Origin of the sequence: Acinetobacter sp. V89_4, from assembly GCF_029967875.1 — a bacterium.
GTDB classification, from domain to species: Bacteria; Pseudomonadota; Gammaproteobacteria; order Pseudomonadales; family Moraxellaceae; genus Acinetobacter; species Acinetobacter oleivorans.
Genome location: NZ_JASCAI010000029.1, coordinates 58,124 through 78,585, shown reverse-complemented (window position 1 = coordinate 78,585; position 20,462 = coordinate 58,124). Strand labels below are relative to the sequence as shown.

General features: G+C 38.3%; 16 protein-coding genes, 1 tRNA gene and 1 pseudogene. 8 read left to right on the top strand and 10 right to left on the bottom strand.

Features of this window, described 5'->3' with window-relative positions; genetic code table 11:
• The first annotated feature begins 189 nt into the window (after positions 1 to 189).
• Positions 190 to 1,347, top strand: coding sequence for a glycerate kinase (locus tag QLG01_RS16215; RefSeq protein WP_250375263.1), 1,158 nt, complete (start codon positions 190 to 192; stop codon positions 1,345 to 1,347).
• On the opposite strand, the gene QLG01_RS16210 is transcribed toward QLG01_RS16215, so the two are convergent.
• Complete coding sequence (locus tag QLG01_RS16210) at positions 1,348 to 1,911, bottom strand: TetR/AcrR family transcriptional regulator (RefSeq protein ID WP_282496944.1); 564 nt, start codon at positions 1,909 to 1,911, stop codon at positions 1,348 to 1,350.
• A 122-nt stretch (positions 1,912 to 2,033) separates the two neighbouring features.
• On the opposite strand from QLG01_RS16210, the gene QLG01_RS16205 reads away from it, so the two are divergent.
• Both QLG01_RS16205 and QLG01_RS16200 read left to right on the top strand, forming a co-directional pair.
• Positions 2,034 to 2,819, top strand: a complete 786-nt coding sequence (locus tag QLG01_RS16205) for an SDR family oxidoreductase (RefSeq protein ID WP_192837065.1) — start codon at positions 2,034 to 2,036, stop codon at positions 2,817 to 2,819.
• A 33-nt stretch (positions 2,820 to 2,852) separates the two neighbouring features.
• Positions 2,853 to 3,458 (top strand): nitroreductase family protein, encoded by a 606-nt coding sequence (locus QLG01_RS16200; RefSeq protein WP_250375261.1) that lies wholly within the window; start codon positions 2,853 to 2,855, stop codon positions 3,456 to 3,458.
• A gap of 77 nt (positions 3,459 to 3,535) precedes the next feature.
• Here QLG01_RS16200 and adeE read toward each other — a convergent pair whose 3' ends face one another.
• Positions 3,536 to 6,649, bottom strand: a complete 3,114-nt coding sequence (gene adeE / locus QLG01_RS16195; protein WP_282496943.1) for a multidrug efflux RND transporter permease subunit AdeE — start codon at positions 6,647 to 6,649, stop codon at positions 3,536 to 3,538.
• 9 nt (positions 6,650 to 6,658) lie between these two features.
• Positions 6,659 to 7,783 (bottom strand): multidrug efflux RND transporter periplasmic adaptor subunit AdeD, encoded by a 1,125-nt coding sequence (adeD, locus tag QLG01_RS16190; protein WP_282496942.1) that lies wholly within the window; start codon positions 7,781 to 7,783, stop codon positions 6,659 to 6,661.
• Positions 7,784 to 7,861: 78 nt separating this feature from the next.
• Here adeD and QLG01_RS16185 point away from each other — a divergent pair, with 78 nt between their 5' ends.
• The gene (locus QLG01_RS16185; protein ID WP_005307701.1) at positions 7,862 to 8,479 is read left to right on the top strand and encodes a TetR/AcrR family transcriptional regulator; all 618 of its coding nucleotides are present in this window, start codon (positions 7,862 to 7,864) and stop codon (positions 8,477 to 8,479) included.
• A 75-nt stretch (positions 8,480 to 8,554) separates the two neighbouring features.
• On the opposite strand, the gene QLG01_RS16180 is transcribed toward QLG01_RS16185, so the two are convergent.
• Positions 8,555 to 9,115 (bottom strand): TetR/AcrR family transcriptional regulator, encoded by a 561-nt coding sequence (locus QLG01_RS16180; RefSeq protein WP_282496941.1) that lies wholly within the window; start codon positions 9,113 to 9,115, stop codon positions 8,555 to 8,557.
• A 699-nt stretch (positions 9,116 to 9,814) separates the two neighbouring features.
• Here QLG01_RS16180 and QLG01_RS16170 point away from each other — a divergent pair.
• Positions 9,815 to 10,135 carry a hypothetical protein gene (locus QLG01_RS16170; protein ID WP_017388991.1) on the top strand — a complete coding sequence of 107 codons (321 nt, stop codon included), beginning with the start codon at positions 9,815 to 9,817 and terminating at the stop codon, positions 10,133 to 10,135.
• Between the two features lie 97 nt (positions 10,136 to 10,232).
• A complete protein-coding gene (locus QLG01_RS16165; RefSeq protein ID WP_267530915.1) occupies positions 10,233 to 10,718 on the top strand; it encodes a hypothetical protein in 486 nt (161 codons plus the stop codon).
• A gap of 206 nt (positions 10,719 to 10,924) precedes the next feature.
• Here the strand turns inward: QLG01_RS16165 and QLG01_RS16160 are convergent, their stop codons facing one another.
• The 4 genes from QLG01_RS16160 to QLG01_RS16145 form a co-directional block, all read right to left on the bottom strand.
• The gene (locus tag QLG01_RS16160) at positions 10,925 to 11,431 is read right to left on the bottom strand and encodes a hypothetical protein (RefSeq protein WP_282496940.1); all 507 of its coding nucleotides are present in this window, start codon (positions 11,429 to 11,431) and stop codon (positions 10,925 to 10,927) included.
• A 173-nt stretch (positions 11,432 to 11,604) separates the two neighbouring features.
• Complete coding sequence (locus QLG01_RS16155) at positions 11,605 to 12,483, bottom strand: MetQ/NlpA family ABC transporter substrate-binding protein (protein WP_005307722.1); 879 nt, start codon at positions 12,481 to 12,483, stop codon at positions 11,605 to 11,607.
• Positions 12,484 to 12,950: 467 nt separating this feature from the next.
• Positions 12,951 to 16,949 carry a delta-poly-L-ornithine synthetase PosA gene (gene posA / locus QLG01_RS16150; protein WP_282496939.1) on the bottom strand — a complete coding sequence of 1,333 codons (3,999 nt, stop codon included), beginning with the start codon at positions 16,947 to 16,949 and terminating at the stop codon, positions 12,951 to 12,953.
• 279 nt (positions 16,950 to 17,228) lie between these two features.
• Positions 17,229 to 18,131: a LysR family transcriptional regulator gene (locus QLG01_RS16145; RefSeq protein ID WP_013197016.1), complete on the bottom strand. Its 903-nt coding sequence runs from the start codon at positions 18,129 to 18,131 to the stop codon at positions 17,229 to 17,231.
• Positions 18,132 to 18,238: 107 nt separating this feature from the next.
• Between QLG01_RS16145 and QLG01_RS16140 the strand changes: the two genes are divergently transcribed.
• Both QLG01_RS16140 and QLG01_RS16135 read left to right on the top strand, forming a co-directional pair.
• Positions 18,239 to 18,562, top strand: coding sequence for a nuclear transport factor 2 family protein (locus QLG01_RS16140; RefSeq protein ID WP_013197015.1), 324 nt, complete (start codon positions 18,239 to 18,241; stop codon positions 18,560 to 18,562).
• Positions 18,562 to 19,345 (top strand): annotated as a pseudogene (locus tag QLG01_RS16135) (SDR family oxidoreductase). The gene QLG01_RS16140 and the pseudogene QLG01_RS16135 overlap by 1 nt, the downstream one beginning before the upstream one ends.
• A 106-nt stretch (positions 19,346 to 19,451) precedes the next feature.
• On the opposite strand, the gene QLG01_RS16130 reads toward QLG01_RS16135, so the two are convergent.
• Together QLG01_RS16130 and greB are read right to left on the bottom strand one after the other, a co-directional pair.
• Positions 19,452 to 19,541, bottom strand: a tRNA-Ser gene (locus tag QLG01_RS16130).
• Between the two features lie 89 nt (positions 19,542 to 19,630).
• On the bottom strand, positions 19,631 to 20,125 hold the full coding sequence (gene greB, locus QLG01_RS16125; RefSeq protein WP_004790517.1) for a transcription elongation factor GreB: 495 nt from the start codon (positions 20,123 to 20,125) through the stop codon (positions 19,631 to 19,633).
• Positions 20,126 to 20,462 lie beyond the last annotated feature (337 nt).

Here is a 20,462-nt window from a genome sequence, read left to right as displayed (position 1 = left end):
TTATTTAAATTAAATAAAAACAACATCTTAAAAACACAACGATCTATTTTTTACAGATAAAAACATAATTCACTTTATATTTTTAAAAAATAGAAATGATGTAATGAGCTGAAATTTACGTCATTTTAAGTAGGTTTTTATGGGTTTAAGCAGTATAAATTAATTGAAAAAAACAGATTCAGAGAACTTATGAAGGTTGTGATTGCGCCAGACTCTTTTAAAGACAGCCTATCGGCTTTGGGCGTCGCTCAAGCCATTGCCAAAGGATGGCAAGAGGTTTTTCCAAATGCTGAAACACTGATATGTCCAATGGCAGACGGTGGTGAAGGAACCATAGAAGCGGTGTTAGAGGTCTGTGAAGGGGAATGGCGTGAAAAAACCGTAATGGGACCATTAGGTCAGCCTGTTCAAGCAAGATGGGGATGGTTAGAAAAACAAAAAATCGCCATCATTGAAATGGCTCAAGCCAGCGGCATACAGTTAGTTCCACCGTCTGAGCGTGATGCTTGTCACAGCACAACGTTTGGCACAGGCCAGCTCATTTTGGATGCTTTAGACGCAGGTGCAAAAGACATTATTTTAACCGTGGGTGGTAGTGCAACCAATGATGGAGGTACAGGATTACTCAGTGCTTTGGGCGCAGTTTTGCTCGATGCTAACCACAACGTTTTACCCCTTGGTGGACTCGCGCTCAAAAATCTATCAAAAATTGATTTAACACATTTCGACCCACGTATTCAGCAAACTCGGTTTTTACTGGCTGCCGATGTGACCAATCCACTTTGTGGTCCAAACGGCGCATCTCATATTTTTGGTCCACAAAAAGGTGCTTCCCCTGCTCAAGTAGAGTTACTCGATGGAGCTCTTGCCCATTTTGCCGATGTCTCGCTTAAGCTTTTAGGTTTCGATAAACGAGATGAAGCGGGTTCTGGTGCTGCGGGAGGTTTAGGTTTTGCAGCCAAAAGTTATTTAAATGCTGAGTTTAAAGCTGGAGTTAAGGTTGTGGCTGAACTCAATCAGCTTGCCCATAAAATCTCTAACGCGGATTGGGTCATTACAGGCGAAGGTAAATTTGACCAACAAACCTTAAGTGGTAAAACAGTTTTTGGGGTGAGTCAAATTGCCAAAACACACAATGTTCCTGTCATTGTCATTGCAGGAACATTAGGCGAAGGCTATCAAGCGCTTTATGAGCACGGCGTTACAGCTGCATTTTCGCTAACTAATGGCCCTATTACCTTAGAACAAGCCTGCGAACATGCGGCCAAACTTATTTATGAAAGAACTGTCGATATTGCGAGGTTAATTCAATTTAGCCAAACCAGTTTGAGAGATAAAAAAGTTTAATCAGCTAACTTTAAAAAGGCTTTCTTTACAGCTTTCCAATATTTCATCGCTAAGGTTTGATTGGTCTGGGCATGCGCGAGACAATGCAATTGCCCCTACAGATTGGGCAAGAATATTAATGGCTTGCTTTCTCAACTCTGGCGCTTCCAAAGAAACTTGTTTGGCTCGTTCATTCATAATGAACTGAATAAGTTGCTCAATACCCTCTTCAAATTCGACTTTTACTTCGTCTGGCTGTCTTGCAGCATCACAAGATAACGCTGTTAAGGTACATCCCAAATCTCGGTTGTCTCGATGAGTGCGGGACACATAAAGCTGAATAAATTGAGTTAAGTTTAAACCTTCTATTCTTTTTAAAACCTGCTCAAGCCCATGTTTAACGGTAATTGAGACAAGGTCGGTCTTCGAAGTGAAATGTTTATAAAAGCCGCCGTGAGTAAAGCCCGCGCTAGACATTAACTCGGCAATGCCAACTCCGTCATAGCCTTTGCTACGAAAGAGTTGAGTCGCCTTTTCAACAATTTTATCTCGGTTTTCTTTTACCTGAGTTTTACTGACTTTCATTTTGGCGCACCCACTTTTATTCACCCTACTGGTCATAATTATACATTGATTATGGTTGACATCAAAACTCGCATATTTTAGATTATATTCATCATCTAAAAATTAAAGCCTGGAGACATCACATGTCAGCTCAATCAAAAGTACTTATTACAGGGGCTTCGTCAGGAATTGGTTCTGTCTATGCAGACCGATTTGCTCAACGTGGCCATAACTTAATCTTGGTTGCACGAGACACCAATCGCTTAGATAAAATCTCAAAAGACCTTCAAGAAAAATACGGTGTACAGGTCGAGTTCATTCAAGCCGATCTATCAAAAGATCAAGACATCACTAAAATTGAAGATGTACTCAAAAACGATGCTGATATTGAAATTTTGGTAAATAACGCTGGGATTGCACTGAACGGAAACTTTTTAACTCAAGATATTAAAGACATTGAAAAACTTATAACTTTAAATATGACCGCAGTTGTTCGGTTGTCTCATGCAATTTCGCAACCCCTTCTACGCAAAGGTAAAGGCGCCATTATTAATTTAGGTTCAGTGCTTGGATTAGCTCCTGAACTTGGTTCGACCATTTATGGCGCAAGTAAATCTTTCATCCAATTTTTTAGCCAAGGCTTATATTTAGAGTTAAAAGATCATGGCGTGCATGTTCAAGCCGTATTGCCATCTGCAACTAAAACCGAAATTTGGGAACGTTCTGGCATCGACTTAAGCCAAGTTCCACCATTAATGGATGTCCAAGATTTGGTCGATGCGGCTCTGATAGGTTTTGACCGTAAAGAAACGATCACAATTCCTGTGCTGAAAGACGAAAATCAATGGAATAATTTTGAAAAATCACGTATCACATTACTACCAAACTTTTCTTCGGCTGAAGTAGCCCAACGTTATAAAACTAACTAATACTGCTACCCAATTCTCAAGTAGGAAAATCTTATGAATGTTATTGATGCCATCCATAACCGCCGTGCAGTTAAACGCTTTGATCCTGCATTTCAACTTTCTGACGATAACAAAAAGCAGTTATTACAAGAAGTTTTAGCAAATGCTCCAAGTGCGTTTAACTTGCAACATTGGCGCCCTGTTGTGATTGAAGATGCTGAGTTAAGACAAAAGATTCGTACGATTGCATGGGATCAACCACAAGTTACCGAGGCTTCTTTACTCATTGTGTTATGCGCAAAAGTAAGCTCGTGGGAAGCCGATGCTAAACGCGTGTGGGATGGCGCGACTCCAGAAGTGCAAAATATTATGGTAGGTGCGATTGATCAATATTACCGTGACCGCCCGCAAACTCAACGTGATGAAGTGATGCGTAGTGCGGGTATTTTTGCTCAAACCTTGATGCTTCTTGCTCAAGAGCATGGTTTAGACAGTTGCCCAATGGATGGTTTTGACTTTGACGCAATGGCAAAGCTCATTAACTTACCTGAAGATCATGTGGTGTGTTTGATGATTGCAGTTGGTAAGTCAGCCTCTCAGCCTTACCCGCGTGTGGGCAAACTTCCTTACGATGATGTCATTATTCAAAATACATTCTAAGTTTTTAGTCGGAGTTAGGCCCTCATGCTATTTATCGCATGAGGGCCTAACTGTTAATGACATTCTGTTTTGTAAAATCATTTTGCCTTTTGGGCATTTAACTTATTGGTTAAACGACGAACTAAAAGAAAAAATAAAGGCACAAAGAAAATAGAAAGTAGAGTTCCCGAAATCATCCCACCAGTTACGGCGATACCAATTTCTTTTCGGCTCACAGCTCCTGCTCCTGTAGATACAGCCAATGGTAGAACACCTGCAACAAAAGCCAGAGATGTCATAATAATTGGCCGTAATCGCTGACCCGCACCTTCAATAATGGCGTCCATTAATGCCTGACCAGCTTCCAATTTGGCTGCTGCAAATTCAACAATCAAAATAGCATTTTTGGCAGAAAGCCCAATGGTGGTAAGCATAGCGACCTGAAAGTAAATATCATTCACAAAACCTGCCAGACTTGCAGCAACTACAGCGCCAATAAGACCTAAAGGAATAACCAACATGACAGAAACAGGAATAGACCAGCTTTCATAAAGTGCTGCCAAACATAAAAAGATAAAGATGATTGAAGCCAAATATAACCAGATCGTTTGACCACCCGCTAACTTCTCTTGATAAGACAATCCACTCCACTGAAGATTAAAGCCTTGTTGCTGGTCAACTAACTGCTGCATTTTATCCATAGCCCCGCCAGAACTTTCACCTGTTGCAGCAGAGCCTTGAAGTTGGACGGCTGAAAGACCATTAAAGCGTTGCAACATTTGAGGCCCCATTTGCCATTTCACAGAAGAGAAACTAGAAAATGGTGTCATTTGACCAGTAGCGCCACGAACATACCACTGCCCAATATCTTGAGGTAAAGAACGATAGTTCGCTTCGCCTTGTAAATAAACTCGCTTAACACGTCCCCTATCAATAAAGTCATTAATATAAGATCCGCCCCAAGCAGAAGATAAGGTATTACTGATATCAGCTTGGGCTAAACCAAGAGCGCTGGCTTTTCTTTGATCGATATCGACTTGTAACTGTGCTTTATCTTCTAAGCTATTCAAACGTACTGCTGCTAGGCCAGAATCAGCATTTGCTGCTTTTAACACATTATTTTGTGCTGCAATTAAAGCATCTCGTCCTTTATTTTCAGCATCTTGCAACCAAAATTCAAAGCCACTAGATTGCCCAAGGCCTCTTACAGCAGCGGGTGAAAGTACCTGAACACGTGCGTTACGCAGTGACTTAAAATGTGCATTTGCACGAGCAATCACAGCTTCGGCTGTATTTTCACTACCTTCTCGGTCATCCCAATGTTTGAGTCCGGCAAATGCCATTCCCACATTTTGCCCACTGCCTGCGTTATTTCTACCCATCACCATGAAAATCACATTGAGATTATTCTTTTCTTTCGTCAAGAAATAATCTGCGATCTGATTACCAACCCTTTCTGTTTCAGCTAGTGTCGTGCCTACAGGCGTACTAAATTGAACCATAACTGAGCCTTGGTCTTCTTGGGGTAAAAAACCCGTATTCATACGCGTATATTGCCAACCTAACAAAGCTGTAATACCCACGAATATGATCATAAATATTTTGGGTTTACCTAAAACAGCAAGTAGTTTTGTGCGGTAGCCTGATTGACCTTGCTCTACTTTACGGTTGAACCAAGTAAAAAATTTTCTCTGTTTATGCTTTTCATTTGCAGGTTTAAGTAAGGTTGCACATAGCGCAGGTGAAAGTGTTAAAGCAACAATTGCAGAAAGCACCATAGCCGATACGAGCGTTACCGAAAACTGGCGGTAGATAATCCCGACTGAGCCACCAAAAAATGCCATAGGTAAAAATACTGCTGCGAGTACCATTGCAATACCAACGAGCGCGCCAGATATCTCCTGCATTGAAATTAAAGTGGCTTGCCGAGCATCAACATTTTGCTCATGCATAACCCGCTCAACATTTTCCACGACCACAATTGCATCATCTACAAGCAAACCAATTGCCAAAACCATCGCAAACAAAGTCAGTGTATTAATGCTATAGCCCAATATGCTTAACACCCCAAATGTACCTAACAATACAACTGGGACTGCAATTGCCGGAATTAAAGTCGCACGCCAGCTCTGCAAAAATAAGAACATGACAATAATGACGAGAACAATCGCCTCAGCTAAAGTTTTAATCACCCCATTTACCGAAGCTTCCACAAATGGCGTACTGTCGCGTGGGTATGCAACCTTTAAACCCGCTGGCATAGAGGCAGTTAATCGTGTGACCTCAGCTTTAACTCGTTCAGCGGTTTCTAATGCATTGGCACCAGATGCAAGCTGAATAGACATACCCGAAGCTGGCTTTCCATTCAGACGTGTAGACGTCTGATAACTCTCTGCACCACGCTCGACTCGGGCAACATCTTTAAGTAATACAACCGCACCATTTGTTTCTGTCCGCAAAATAATATTTTCAAATTGGCTCACGGTTTGTAGCCGAGATAATGCTGTTACTGTTGCATTTAGAGCCTGCCCATCACGCGTGGGTAATGCGCCCAATTCTCCTGCTGTAATTTGAGTGTTTTGTGCTTCAATTGCGGTTCTAACATCTGATGGCATTAATCCATAACTGTTTAATTTATGAGGATCAAGCCAGATACGCATTGCATATTGAGCACCAAATACAGTGATTTCACCTACTCCATCGACCCGACTTAATGGGTCTTGAAGTGTGCTCACCATATAGTCAGATATGTCGACAGAAGATCTAGTCCCACTTTCATCGTAAAGCGCAAAGACCAGTAAACTATCGCCTTGTGACTTTGTCACAGTGATCCCTTGCTGCTGAACCTCTTGAGGCAATCGACTCAGTGCCTGATTCACAGCATTTTGCACCTGTACCTGCGCAGTATCGGGATTGGTATTTTGATCGAAACTCAGACTTATGCGTGCTTGTCCTGCCGAACTACTACTCGATGAAAAATAAAGAAGACCATCAATACCCTTAATTTGTTGCTCCAAAATCTGGGTCACACTATCTTCAACAGTTTTGGCCGATGCGCCCGGATAATTCGCAGTGACATTTACACCCGATGGTGCAATGTCAGGATATTGCTCAATGGGTAACGTTAAAATCGAAATCGTCCCCAATGCCATAATACAAATAGAGAGGACCCAAGCAAAAATAGGTCGTGCAATAAAAAAACTCGACAACATACGCAATCCTCAGCTCATTGGGGTAGGATCAATCGTCATGCCGGCACTTAAACCTTGCAGACCATCAACAATGACTTGATCTCCCGCTTTCAAGCCAGAGGTCACTAACCAACGATTATCAATCGCACTCCCTAAAGTAATTTTTCGTTGTTCGGCTTTATTATCTTTTCCAACAACCCAAACAAGAGGATTTCCCTCGGTATCTCGGAACAGCGCACCTTGAGGAATTAAGATACTGTTAGGACGTGTGCCCGTTCCAAGTTCCGCCCGTACATATATTCCCGGTAATAAAGCATTATTCGGGTTAGAAAACGCAGCACGTAACGTGACACTTCCAGTGGCTTCATCTACTGCAATATCACTAAATTTAAACGTTCCTTGTTCCGCATAGTTTGTGCCATTTTCGAGCTTTAAACGTACTGAAAGTTCATTCGGTTTTATTCCATTTTCAGTAAGCTGTTTGCGCAGCGCCATGTATTCATCACTCGACTGAGTCAAATCGACATACATAGGATCTAGTTTTTGAATCGTTGCTAAAGGATCTGTTTGAGCCGAAGTGACTAAAGCTCCACGTGTAATCGAAGAACGCCCTATTCGTCCTGAAATAGGCGCAGTAACTTGCGTATAACGTAAATTGGTTCGTGCCGTTTTCAGTAGGGCTTCATTTACTGTCACGGTGGCTTTTGCTTGTTCATATGCACTTTGAGCATTATCAAGCTCTTGCTGACTCACGCCATTTACTTTAATTAATTCTTTATAGCGCTCGGCTTGCAAACGAGTCGAATTGACTGTTGCTTTAGCAAGTGCAAGGTTACCCGCGGCCTCGTCAACGCTATCCCGATAAAGTGAAGAATCAATTTTATAAAGGGGTTGCCCCTTATTCACCTGAGAGCCTTCTTTAAACAATTGCTCTATTACTACTCCATTGACTTGTGGCCGCACTTGAGAAATTTCAGAGGCCACCGTTCTACCAGCCAATTGATAGGTAGATTCAATCGTCTCTGGTTTTATAGTGATAATGCCCACCTGTTGAATATTTTTGGTCGCAGGCTGGTCAGCATCACAGCCATTCAAGAAAAGCAACAAAGGCAATAAACACAAAGTATTACGATGAAAAAAATTAAAAACAAGCATATCTGGGACCCCAGACTTATAGACAATTTATTTACTTTACTGTAAAGTAAATAAATAAGATGTGCAAGAAATCCTCATATGTTAAAAAAATCTCCAGGTCGCCCTTCTCGAATTCGCCCTACTATCCTTGCAGCAGCACGTGCACTATTTCTTGAGCATGGATTAGAAGTTCGTTTAGAAGCTATCGCAGCTAAAGCCGGAACAAATCGACAAACTTTATATAACCATTTCCCAACTAAGACAGCTCTACTTATTGAAGTTTTTGATCATTTAAAAACAGAAATGGAAGTGCCTTTTGTTGAACAACATGAATTAAAAAATAAGCGCCTAGATCAATTACTCTTAGAAATTGGGCAGGCTGTACAAAATCATTTTTATAATATTGACGTCATTCGTCTGCAAAGATTGCTGATTATTGCATTAGTTGAAATGAAGGAAATTCTTCCAAAAATTCAACAGCGTACTCAAGGAAATATTAAAAGATCGTTAACCGATATTCTTGCAACAGCACACAATGCAGGCATTGTTAAAATTGATCAGCCAGAGGAAGCAACAAAAGCATTCCTCGGTGCTGTAATGGGATATGCATATCCTGCTACGCTGATTAGCGGAAACATTCCGACTCCTCAAGAGCTACAGCAGTTAAATGAAGAAGTTTGCCGAACCTTTTTAAAAGCATGGCAATATAAAGAATAGATTTTATAAAAAGCCCTTTGATAAGAAGGGCTTTTTTATGAAATAGCTAAACTTGAAAACGATGAATGATACATATTACGCCGCTTTAAACTGCTTCAAAAAACATTCTAATATCATCTCTCTATTCCCTACTTGACCCGAGCTTAAAAGCTGAATAATCGCGCCTTCAATCATATATAAAAATAGTTTGGCATCCTGAAAGGAAACATCGGTTTTTAGTTTTATAAGTTGACTATAGATTTCATTCAGCAGCCATGTTCTATACCTCACTGCAATTTGATAGGCTTTGGGATAGGTCAGTTTCGTTTCAAAAATGGCTTTAAATAATAAGTAGTACAGCCCTTCTAAATCGGTATGTAAAAGATAAAGTGTTTTAAGTTTATCCATCACATCTGCACCTTGGTCGTAGTCAGCAATTGATACTACTTTTTCTTTTAAGCGCTCTTTTTGAATGTTCAAACAGATTTCGATAAACCGCTCTTTAGAGTGAAAATAATGATAAAAAGTCGCTTTGGGAATTTGAGATTCTTTCACGATTCTGTCTATTCCAACCGTATGAAATCCGTGGTGGTGAAACAGATTAATCGATTTATTTACGACTTGTATGGCACGTGGAGAGATCACTAAATGTCGCATAGTTTTACCGTTATAAAATTCTTGTTTTAGATAAACGAGATACTTTTTTGGGAGAAAAAAGGCATAGCAAAGCCGTAAAGACTGTGCTTGGCACATCTCAAGTTTTATTGTTGCTGCAAGTTTTTAGTCGTGACGATTTAAAGCCTCATCAGCCGCATGGCGATCAGACTCATAAATAACTAAGTTGTGTTGTTATAGCGTTTGGCAAAGGTTGCCAAGAAATAATGGATGTGCAAAGCCAACTCCTTTTTATTTGGAGTTCTGCCAGACATTTATAGAATTATGGTGGCAGAACGAGAAAGGGTTAGCAGACTAGTATTATCTCAAACTAGCACACCCGAAGGTGTCCCTCTCCCGTCCTACCGCTACGGGAAAGGAACGAGTGGCTACCACATATGAGTATTCCTCAGAAGGAATGGCTCTGATGCGGGAGATAATATACGGTCTGCTAAAACCGACTGGCAATGTGGCCAGCAGGCAAAGGATAGTGCTCTGCCCTTTTGCAGTCAAGCACACAAAATGACATTTGTTTTAAATTAGATCATTAAAAAGTAAGGATAAATAATGAGTGAGTTATTGTTAAAGTGGGGTTTATAAAGGGGGAGATAATTGGCTTGGAAGGCTGTTTAGGATAAGCAGAATTTTTAAATAAGGTGTATCTTATTAATTTTAGAATACCCTTAAAATATAGGTTATTGAATGTATCAAGAATATAAAAAACTTTTAAAAATTAGAAAGTACTTTGTTGTTTTTACACTTTTTGGAATACCTTTTTTCTTATTTTGCATCTTTCAGCTTTTAACTTACTTTAATGTAAATATTTCAGTGATTACACTTATTTTAATTATAGTAGCTTTACTACTCATGCTTTTTAGTAACTTGTTTTTCTTGTCTAAAGATACTTGCCCTTGGTGTAAAGAGAGTTTTTTTACAGAAAGTTTTGGAATGGATGGAATAAGTCTTTTATTTAGAAAAAATTGCAAGACTTGCGGAATGCCCAAAAAATCAAAACATTCTTAATATTAAAATCTTATTTCATATAAAATGAAGAAGCATACTAATGACAGGTTACTCATATAAGATATATTATATGAGACTAAAAGGTGAATAAAATTAAATGAGTGATGCAGAAAAATTCCAGCTCAAACTGGAATTAACATTAAACTTAAAATCTGCTAAAGAAATTCAAAACTGGGCTATAGATAAATTAGACAAAAATCCAGCAGATCTATTAGCTTTAGATATTTGTTTTTTGTCTAAAGATAAAGAAGTCTTAGATTATTTTAATAAAATTAGTATTGCTGAAACTAACGTAGAACCTACTCTTAAGAAAAAAATTCTTTATGAAATATTAAAAAAATATACAGAGATAACACCCTCTATCGGATATTCAATAGAATTAATTTCTAATTTATTTGCAATATTAATAAAGATATCTAGATTTGCTGAAGATGAAGAGCTATACGATTTTATAAATTATTATGATGATGAATTATATCTGGCTTTAGAAGGTATAGCTAAATTAGAGCTAGATGAGATATGGCCTACCTTCTTAAATGATCTTAAAAATTGGCTTTCGTTACGATGTGAGCTTCTTTCATAGAATAACTGCTCTTAGAAATTAGCCTCACTTAAGGAGGCTATATGATATCTTTTAATAATTTTCCAATTCAAGCTCTAAATCATTTAGTACCTGCTCTATCTCTGGAGTTACACCATTTTTTGAAGGACTGTAAATCAAAACAGCCTATTTATGATAGGCCGTTTTTTAAGCTAGAGAGATTTTTTATCAGGTGCAGTATGTTAATTTTAGAAATAGTTTGAAAAGTAACTTCTAATAATCTTTGATTGTTTCTTTTGAAGAAAAATTAAAAATCTCCAATAACATAGACCAGGAAATAATATAAAAATAATAAAAGATATATCGGTGTACATCATCCACCATTTTGGAGGTGCTTCCCCCTCCATAGATTCCATATAATTTATTTTTGGAGAAATTTCTCCTGTAAAAATCCATCCTAAGAAAAAGAAAAACAGCGAGGTTATAACTATCGAACTAATACAAATAGTCCACACATTAAGATAATTATAATGATTTAAAAGCATGGAAAAAATAAAGGTAAAAGGTACAGTCAAAATACAATAAGCTAAATAAACAATGCTATAACCTACAATACCAAGAAAAAACGCAAAAATGTGATCTAAGTTAAATTCGACTTTATTCACATTCATGAATTTAAAAAAGAAATGCCATAAAAGTAATGGCAATGGAGTAAGCAATAAAGCTTTTTTAATTTGTTCACTTGAGTATTTCATTAACTTGATGTTCTTATATATTCAACAATCACATTGCGATTATATATATTATTAAATAAATATATAAATAATTTATTTAATAACTTTTAATTAAAATACAATGGACTAAATAAAAAAAACTAAGCCCCGATTACCGAGGCTTAGCTTTAAAATAATTTTAAATTAAAAATTACTTATTTGATGTCAGTAAACTCAGAAACAGGTTTGTTCACTTCAACTTTTGTGCCAGCAAATTTTTCGCTCACAAACTTTTGTACTTTAGGTAAGTGGTAAAGTTCACCCAATTTCGTATAGATCGGGTCATTTTTATTCGCTTCAGCCACACCTAATAAGTTCACATAAAGCTTTGTAGACTGGTCAATAGGTTCACGGAAGATAGAATCTTTCAGAACGTTTAAGCCGCCTTCAAGTGCTAATGTATTACCCAATACAATTGCATCAACGTCGTTTTTAACACGAACTGCTGTAGTCATTTGAATTGGTTTTAATTTTAAACCTTTAGGGTTTTCAGCGATGTCATTCGTTGTCCCTTTTACGGGGTCAAAGTCTGGTTTAAGTTTAATAAGTTTAGCAGACTGTAATAATGTTAATGCACGCGCTTCGTTAGCAGTATCGTTTGGAATCGCGATTGTAGCGCCTTGTGGGAACTCATCAACAGTTTTAACTTTATTTGCGTAAAGACCCATTGGTTCCAAGTAAGTCGTCGCAACAGCCGCAACTTTAGCTGTATTTGAAGCATTGTAAGCTGCTAAATAGTTAAATGACTGGAACGCGTTTACATCTTGTTCGCCACTTGCTACAGATGTGTTCAACACAACGTAGTCCGTCAAGTTAGTCACTTCGAGTTTAATACCCGCTTCTTTAGTTTCAGGAAGCGTTGCAACATATTTCCATACGTCAGTGTCTGAACCTGTTGAAACAAGTTTAATTGTGCGTACTGACTCAGTTTTGTCTTTAGCTGGTGCTGAATTTTCAGTTTGTGCAGGTTGTTTATTACATGCAGTCAGTGTGAGTACAGATGCACTGAACAGGACACTAAATAATTTTTTCATAGATACATCCTAAAATAGGAAACGCCTACTCTACAAAAGAGCGAGGCATTCCCAACCATTGGGTCGAAATGCAATATTTGGCTGGAAGTAATTCCAGATATATAAGGGTTTAGAAGCCTGAATTCAGCCTTATTTCTTCCTTGATCTTGCTCGCTGAACAACAGAATTATGTTTTGAATCAGTTTCTAAATATTGGATCATCATATATCAATAAGTGAATATTCTACAAATAACTTGTTCGATTTTGATATATAGATGCGCTCTTGGTAAGGTACTGATAATAAAAAACATATTATATAAATAAAACAGTTTTGATTAAAATACGTACTTATTTGATTTATATGAAATTTTCAGGATTTGTTAGCAATATTTAAGCTAACTATGACTGTAATTTATGCCGTATGCATAAAAAAAAGCCCCTGTTTTCACAAAGGCTTTTTAAATTAGTTAGTTAAGCTCAGTTTCAATTACTTATGAATCCAAGGCACGGCTGGTGAACCAATCCACGCAGATTTAGCAGGAATATTTTCACCTTTCATAACCAACGTTAATGGCCCTAACACTGCATGATGGCTAACATTGGCGTTATATAAAATAATACTACGTGAATTTACAACCACATCATTTCCAATATTCACTTGTCCAATTTTCATAATACGATCTTCAAACAAGTGGGTTTGTGGGCCCGAGAAGCTATTAAACTCTGCACGGTCACCAATGCTTACACAGTCGAACTCAGTGATATCAGCCGTATCCATGTAAACATCTTTACCAATTTGAACACCCAAAATACGTAAGAAGAATGGCAGCATTGGCGTTCCTCTTAAGTAGTTTAAGAAGTTAGGAATCGCAACTGATTCATATAAGCTGGTAATCCCTTCACTTAACCACACAAACATGGTCCACATTGGCGCTGAACGTGGTTGATAACGACCAATTAAAGTCCACTTCATCAATGCAACAATAATGAAACAGCCTACACCATAGAGTAAACCAGCAAGCGTTAAAGCCAATAAACCAGTTGGGATGTTGTATTTATTAATAACATCGATAACTTCAAGCACAATCATATAACCCACGCCAATTGCGAGTGCGGCTGGTAATACAACACGAAGGCCTTCAATAAAACCACGCATGAAACGGCGCTTGAAGCTTGGTTTAAACGTTAAGTGGTCAGGATATTTTTCGGCTGCTTCACGTGCAGGCAATAATAATGGCGGCGAACCAAACCAAGTTTGACCCTCATACATTTCAAGGTTATCTGGTGTTTTTGACTGTACGCCAATTAAAACGTTATCTGGTAAAACAGTTCCATCAGCAATATATGCACTGTTTCCAACAAAGCTACGGTTACCAATTCTGGTCGATTTTAATGTCATCCAACCACCTTTGATCTCTTCATCACCCAACATTACAGCATCGGCAATAAAGCTTTCTTCACCCAAAGTCAGCATTTCAGGAATAACACCATTTGCGGTAGAAATTTCGGTATTTTTACCAACTTTCGCTCCCAACATACGGAACCATGTAGGCGCATAAATCGTAGCAAACAGGCCGTGCAATGTTTGTAAGCTTGTTTCTAAAATTTGAGATGCAAACCATTTACGATAATACGTGCTGCCATGAACAGCGTACGTTCCAGTCTCAAGACGAGGCAATGCAATTTTGCGTATTGCTGAAGAAATAACAGCAGTAATCATCATCATCATTGCACTAGCTGGAATTGCTAAAGCAAAATAATAAAGTGCGATTTGCAGGTGGTTATTCGGATTGATATTAAATACGTTTACATCTAACCAATCGACCAAAAGGAAACTTGGGAAAATTGGAATAAAGAACAGACAAGCAATGATTAACGCACTAACCCCATAATATCCATATTCAGCAATCTTACGAATGAACGATAATTTAGGACGTTCTGGCATTTTAGCGTGTTCATCTACATGCCCTATTTTCTTAGCTGGCGTACCATCCCAAACTTCTCCGGCTGGTACAACCGTGTCATATTCAATTGAAGTTAAGGCATTTACATGGGCTTGTTTTTCTAACACTGTATTTTCTTCTAATACAGCATATGAACCCACATAACTATCTTGTTTAAGATGAATTGAACCCAACACCAAATGTCCATGTTCGACTTTGGCATTTTCTAAATTCACTTGAGAGCCAATACTCACACCATCTTCAACAGTTAATAAAGATGGCATGCGAATATGAACTGAACTAATGGTGACATCATGTCCAATTTTTGCGCCGAGTGCTTTTAAATAGAGGTTAAGTAAAGTTGAACCTGACAATAAATAAACTGGTGAAATATTACTAATACGGTCTGCTAACCACCAACGGAAATACGTCATTCCCCAAAGTGGATAACGTCCTGCACCAATGCCCAGCATTAATAATCGTTTCACCGTAATTGAAAGTACAAAACTACTAATAATAACGCTGATATAAACCAATAGAGACAACGCGATTGCATATGGAATGCTGTCTCGGGTTCCACCTGTAAAATAGTGATAGGTAAAAAATGGTGCCAACCACTGCAAAATATTAATCGAAATTAAAACTGGAATGGTCGCAAGCTGCGCAATACCACATAACCATTTATAAGTTTGATTACGCGGGTTGTCTTGCCCAATCTGGCTATCAAATAACGTTGGTTCTGGCTGTTCCAACATTAAAGCAGCAATTGCCCCCACTCTTCTCGCTTGATATAAGCTTTGAATTGTAAGATGGCTATATTCTTGATGTTCGCGCAGGTTTGAAATTAAAACGGCTGCTAACAGCGAATGCCCACCTAAATCATCAAAGAAATCCGAATCTAGTTTAATCGGCATGTTCGGAAACAGACGGTTCAAAATTTCAAATAAAATTTCTTCGGCTGGATTTTGCGGCTGATCAGATTCACTGCGATCAATCACACTCGTAAGCGGTCTTACTTTTAACGCTTTACGGTCAATTTTTCCAGATAATAAACGCGGTACTTCTTCAATAATCTCAAAACGATTCGGCACCATATAAGGTGGTAAACGTTGAGCTAGAGTATGACGAAGCTGCTTAATTTCTATCGGTTGTTTGGCATCAAGCTCAGCTGCAATAAAAGCAATAAGCTGATCAATTCCGTCTTCTTGACGTAAAATTACTGCTGCGGTACCAATACCATCAATGTCACAAAGCGCAGCTTCAATTTCACCGAGTTCAACACGGAAACCACGGATTTTCACCTGATCATCAGCACGACCTAAGCAGTGGACTTGACCAAATTCATCAATTTTTGCCAAATCACCAGTACGGTAAAGTAACTCTTCATCCGCACTCATTGCCCAAGGGTTTTCAATAAACTTATCAGCAGTTAAATCAGGTCTGCCTAAATAGCCTGGTGCCACACTCGGACCGAAAATACACAGCTCGCCTGTTTCACCTTGAGGCAGTAATTCTCTTTCAGCGTTAATCACCAACATGCCATAGTTTGGTAGAGGTTTACCAATCGTGACGGGTTTACCGCGTTCTAACGACTCAAGGCTTGCAGTAACCGTAGTCTCAGTTGGGCCATAGGTATTAAACATTTGATGGTGAGGTAATGCCCAACGGTCCACCAGTGAGTCTGGGCACATCTCCCCACCTAAGTTAATAATTCTTAAATTAGGTACATCTTCAGGGAACAAAGCCAGTAAGGTTGGAACAGCATGTAATACAGTAATTTGTTCCTGCTTTAATGTTTGGCATAAACGTTCAGGGTCACTGACAAGCGACTTAGGTGCAATCCACAAAGTTGCACCAACCAAATAAGACAGCCAGATTTCTTCAAACGACATATCAAAAGCGACAGAAAAGCCTTGATAGACTTTATCTTGCTCTTGAATATCTAAAATATTATTTTCACTACGTAGAAAGTGACAAATATTTTTTTGAGTAATTACAATCCCTTTCGGCTTACCCGTTGAGCCTGAAGTATAAATAATATAAGCAGGTTGATCGGAGGTCGTTCTAGCTAAAGGAATATTTTCACTGAGTGGCTTTTGAAGTTCAGTATTTGTCCATTTTGTTTGTGGCACTTCAGCTAAGTGTTCATACCATTCATCGGTAGTAATCATCCCGACAGCTTCGGCATCTTCAAGACAAACCGCAATACGGTCGGCTGGCGTATCCATATCAAAAGGAAGCCAAGCTGCGCCACTTAAACAAATCGCCAATTGGGCTTTTAAAAGCTCAATACCACGAGGTACCCATAACCCAACAATATGACCAGGTTTTACCCCTCTTATCGTCAAATGTTGAGCCATAATTAAGGCTTGCTGATATAACTCCCCATACGTCAATGTTTTATTTGCTTCAATTAAAGCTGTTTTATCTGAGAGATTTTGAGCAGTTTGAATAAAAATATCGGCGAGTACTTCATCTTGCAAAAATTCGGGGTGAAATTTACCACGAATAATATTCTTCGAACTTGTTACGAATTGGTTCATTTTTTATAACTCACTTTAATTTTTTGATTTAGCTAAAATAAAGTCATGTTTGAGTTTTTCTGACCTATTAAAGAAATCAATTGCTATGTAATAAATTAAAGAGTTGAACTTAAATGAAGATTAAAGTTTTTATTTTAAGAATGGAGAGTGAACTATTAAATGAGAAGAACAATCGATTTTTATTACTTATAAATCAAACTAAGATGACAATAAGGAAAAATATAAGCACATATTTTTATAAAAATTAAATAGCGTTATTCAAAATTGATATATAACAAATTACTTATTGCACAAGGCTACTTCACGAACTAGGGCAAGAAAGGCTTTCAAACCAGCAGATTGGTTGCGTCTTCCTGAATAATATAAACAGAGACCAGACATACAAGGCATCCAATCGTCCAAAACAGAAATAAGTTGACCTGACTCAATTTCAGCACGAACATCCTGTTCCATAAAGTATCCTAGGCCAATGTTCTCTAATACTGTAGCTCTTGATAAGCTTGCTTCATCAAGGGTAATCGGTCCTTGCACATCAATTTGAATAATTTCTCCATTTTTTTCAAACTTCCAGCTAAATAGTGCACCATCAGGAAGACGTACTCGAATACATTTATGTCTAAAAAGATCTGTTGGTATTTTTGGCTTTCCGTAACGCTCCAAATACTCAGGTGAACCAACAACAACATATCTTTGAAGTTTACCAAGAGACACTGCAATCATGTCACTTGGAACAAGATGGGCAACTCGAATACCTAAATCAAAACCATCAGCAATAATGTCAACAAGTTTACCCTCAGTCACCAAATCAATATTCATTTCTGGGTAACGTCGGAGAAATTCGATAATCACAGGAGAAATAATTTCTCTCGCTGCAAATGCGGCCGCATTGATTCTTAATGTACCTGAGGGTGTTTCTCTCTGCGAACGTACAATATCTAAGGCACTATGAATATCCTGAAGAGCAGGCCCGACTTGTTCTACAAAAAGTCTGCCTGCTTCTGTCAATGAGACACTACGTGTTGTTCGATTAAACAGACGTACACCCAAATTTTCCTCTAATTTACTAATTGCATGACTTAAAGCTGTTGTAGACATCCCAAGTTCAATCGCAGCGCCACGAAAAGTTCCTCGCTTGGCGATTGCCATTACTGCTTTTAGATCATTTAAATTTGCTCGTTCCATTATCCTGATTTATTCAACTAAACATCCCATTTTATACGGATTGTTAGAACAATCGTCAAATTATAAAATTTAAAACATCAATTTAGATCATTCAAAAAGAGCGACTCATGAAAGATATACCAGAAGTGGTTAGTGCATACTTTGATGCTGATCAAGCGAACGACGTAGATGCTTTAAACCAAATTTTTTCTGACTCTGCCATTGTTGAAGACGATGGCAGTCTATACAGAGGAATTGTGGAAATTCGTACATGGTTGCTGACAATGAAAGAAAAATACCAGTACTCACTTGAAATTATTGAGGTTTCTAATACAGACCATATCAGCACGGTTTTAACACAAGGGAGTGGCAACTTTCCAAATAGCCCTGTGAAACTTAAGTTTCAGTTCACACTTGAAAATGGCAAAGTTGTTAAATTGAGGATTTATTAATGGAAGATTTTATTACTTTAAAAGGAAAACGTGCCTTAATCACTGCGGGTACAAAAGGTTCTGGCGCTGCCACAGTTCAATTATTCCATGAACTCGGCGCAACAGTACTAACTACTGCTAGAACTCAACCAGATTATTTACCGAATAATGCACATTTTGTTTCTGCTGATCTCACAACTCGAGAAGGTTGTGAAGCTATCGTCCAAGCAGTACAAGAGATATTAGGTGGTGTGGATATAATTATACACATGCTTGGTGGTTCATCTGCACCAGCAGGTGGATTCGCAGCATTAACCGATGAAGAGTGGTATAAAGAACTTCACCTAAATCTGATGCCTGCAATACGTATTGATCGTCAACTAATTCCCAATATGATTCAGCAAGGCCAAGGTGTTGTAATCCACGTTACGTCAATACAACGTTCACTTCCATTACCAGAAGCTACGACAGCTTATGCTGCTGCAAAAGCAGCGCTAGCGACTTATAGTAAAAGCCTGTCAAAAGAAATATCTCCCAAAGGTATTAGGGTTATTCAAGTCTCTCCAGGATGGATTGAAACAGAGGCATCTATTGCTCTTGCAGAGCGACTGGCTTTACAAGCTGGTACAGAATTACGAGGGTGGTAAAAAGATAGTTATGGATTCAATCGGAGGAATTCCTATTGGACGACCAGCTAAACCTGATGAAATAGCAAATCTTATCGCCTTTTTGGCATCATCCCGTGCGTCTGCAATTACAGGTACTGAATATGTGATTGATGGTGGGACGATTCCTACAATTTAATAGTCATATTGAATCACACCTATACTGTATTTTCTCTTCACTTGAGCAGTTTTAAATTACAGGTAAAAAAAAAGCCCTCGTCATTAACAAGGGCTTTTTAAGAATTTGGCGGAAGCGGTGAGATTCGAACTCACGGAGGACTCACACCCTCGTCGGTTTTCAAGACCGGTGCATTAAACCGCTCTGCCACGCTTCCAACGAGCGCTATAATATAAATAAAAACTCAAGTTGGCAAACCTTTTATTTAACTTTTAATTCAAACGCTCAAAATAAATACAAATTAATTTAGTTTTCTGGATTTTCGTTCTTTTCATAGCGAATTGTATTGATATACCAAAGCTTTTTTCCAGATGGCGTGTGTACTTCAATCTCATCATCGACTTCTTTGCCGAGCAGTGCACGAGCCATCGGCGATTCAATTGAGATATGCTGCGGGTGATGATCATAAATTTCATCGATCCCTACAATACGTAAAGTTTTTTGCTCGCCTTCTTCATTTTCAATCTCTACCCAAGCGCCGAAGTAAACCTTACCGTCTTGTTCAGGAGCGTAATCAATGATTTTTAATTCTTCTAAACGTTTTCCTAAATAGCGTACTCGTCGATCAATTTTTCTAAGTAGCTGCTTATTGTATTGATAATCGGCATTTTCACTGCGGTCACCTAAGCTTGCAGCCCAATTCACTTTCTTTGTGATTTCCGGTCGTTCTTCATGCCAAAGTTGTTTTAATTCAGCAACTAATTTGTCATGCCCAGATCGAGTGATTAAGTTAGATTTCATGATTAAAAACCACTGTTTAACAACATATCGCTTACAAGATGTAGCATTTTATACCCTATTTTCTCATATCAGAAGTGTATAAATTTTCTTCCTTAAGAAATTCATGTGTTTATGATGATATATCGAATATTTAATTGTACGAAATTTGACAATACTTTTTTTCAATACTATGATGCGCGCAGATTAAATGTTGAGCAATTTTTAACCTTCTAGAAAACTATGTAGATTTTCTACACAGTTTGTTTTTTTCATTTCATGTCATTTTGAATGACGTCATGACTGCCCACCCCTTATTGAATTTATCAACTTTTAGAAGTTATGGCAGCTTTTTGTCTAA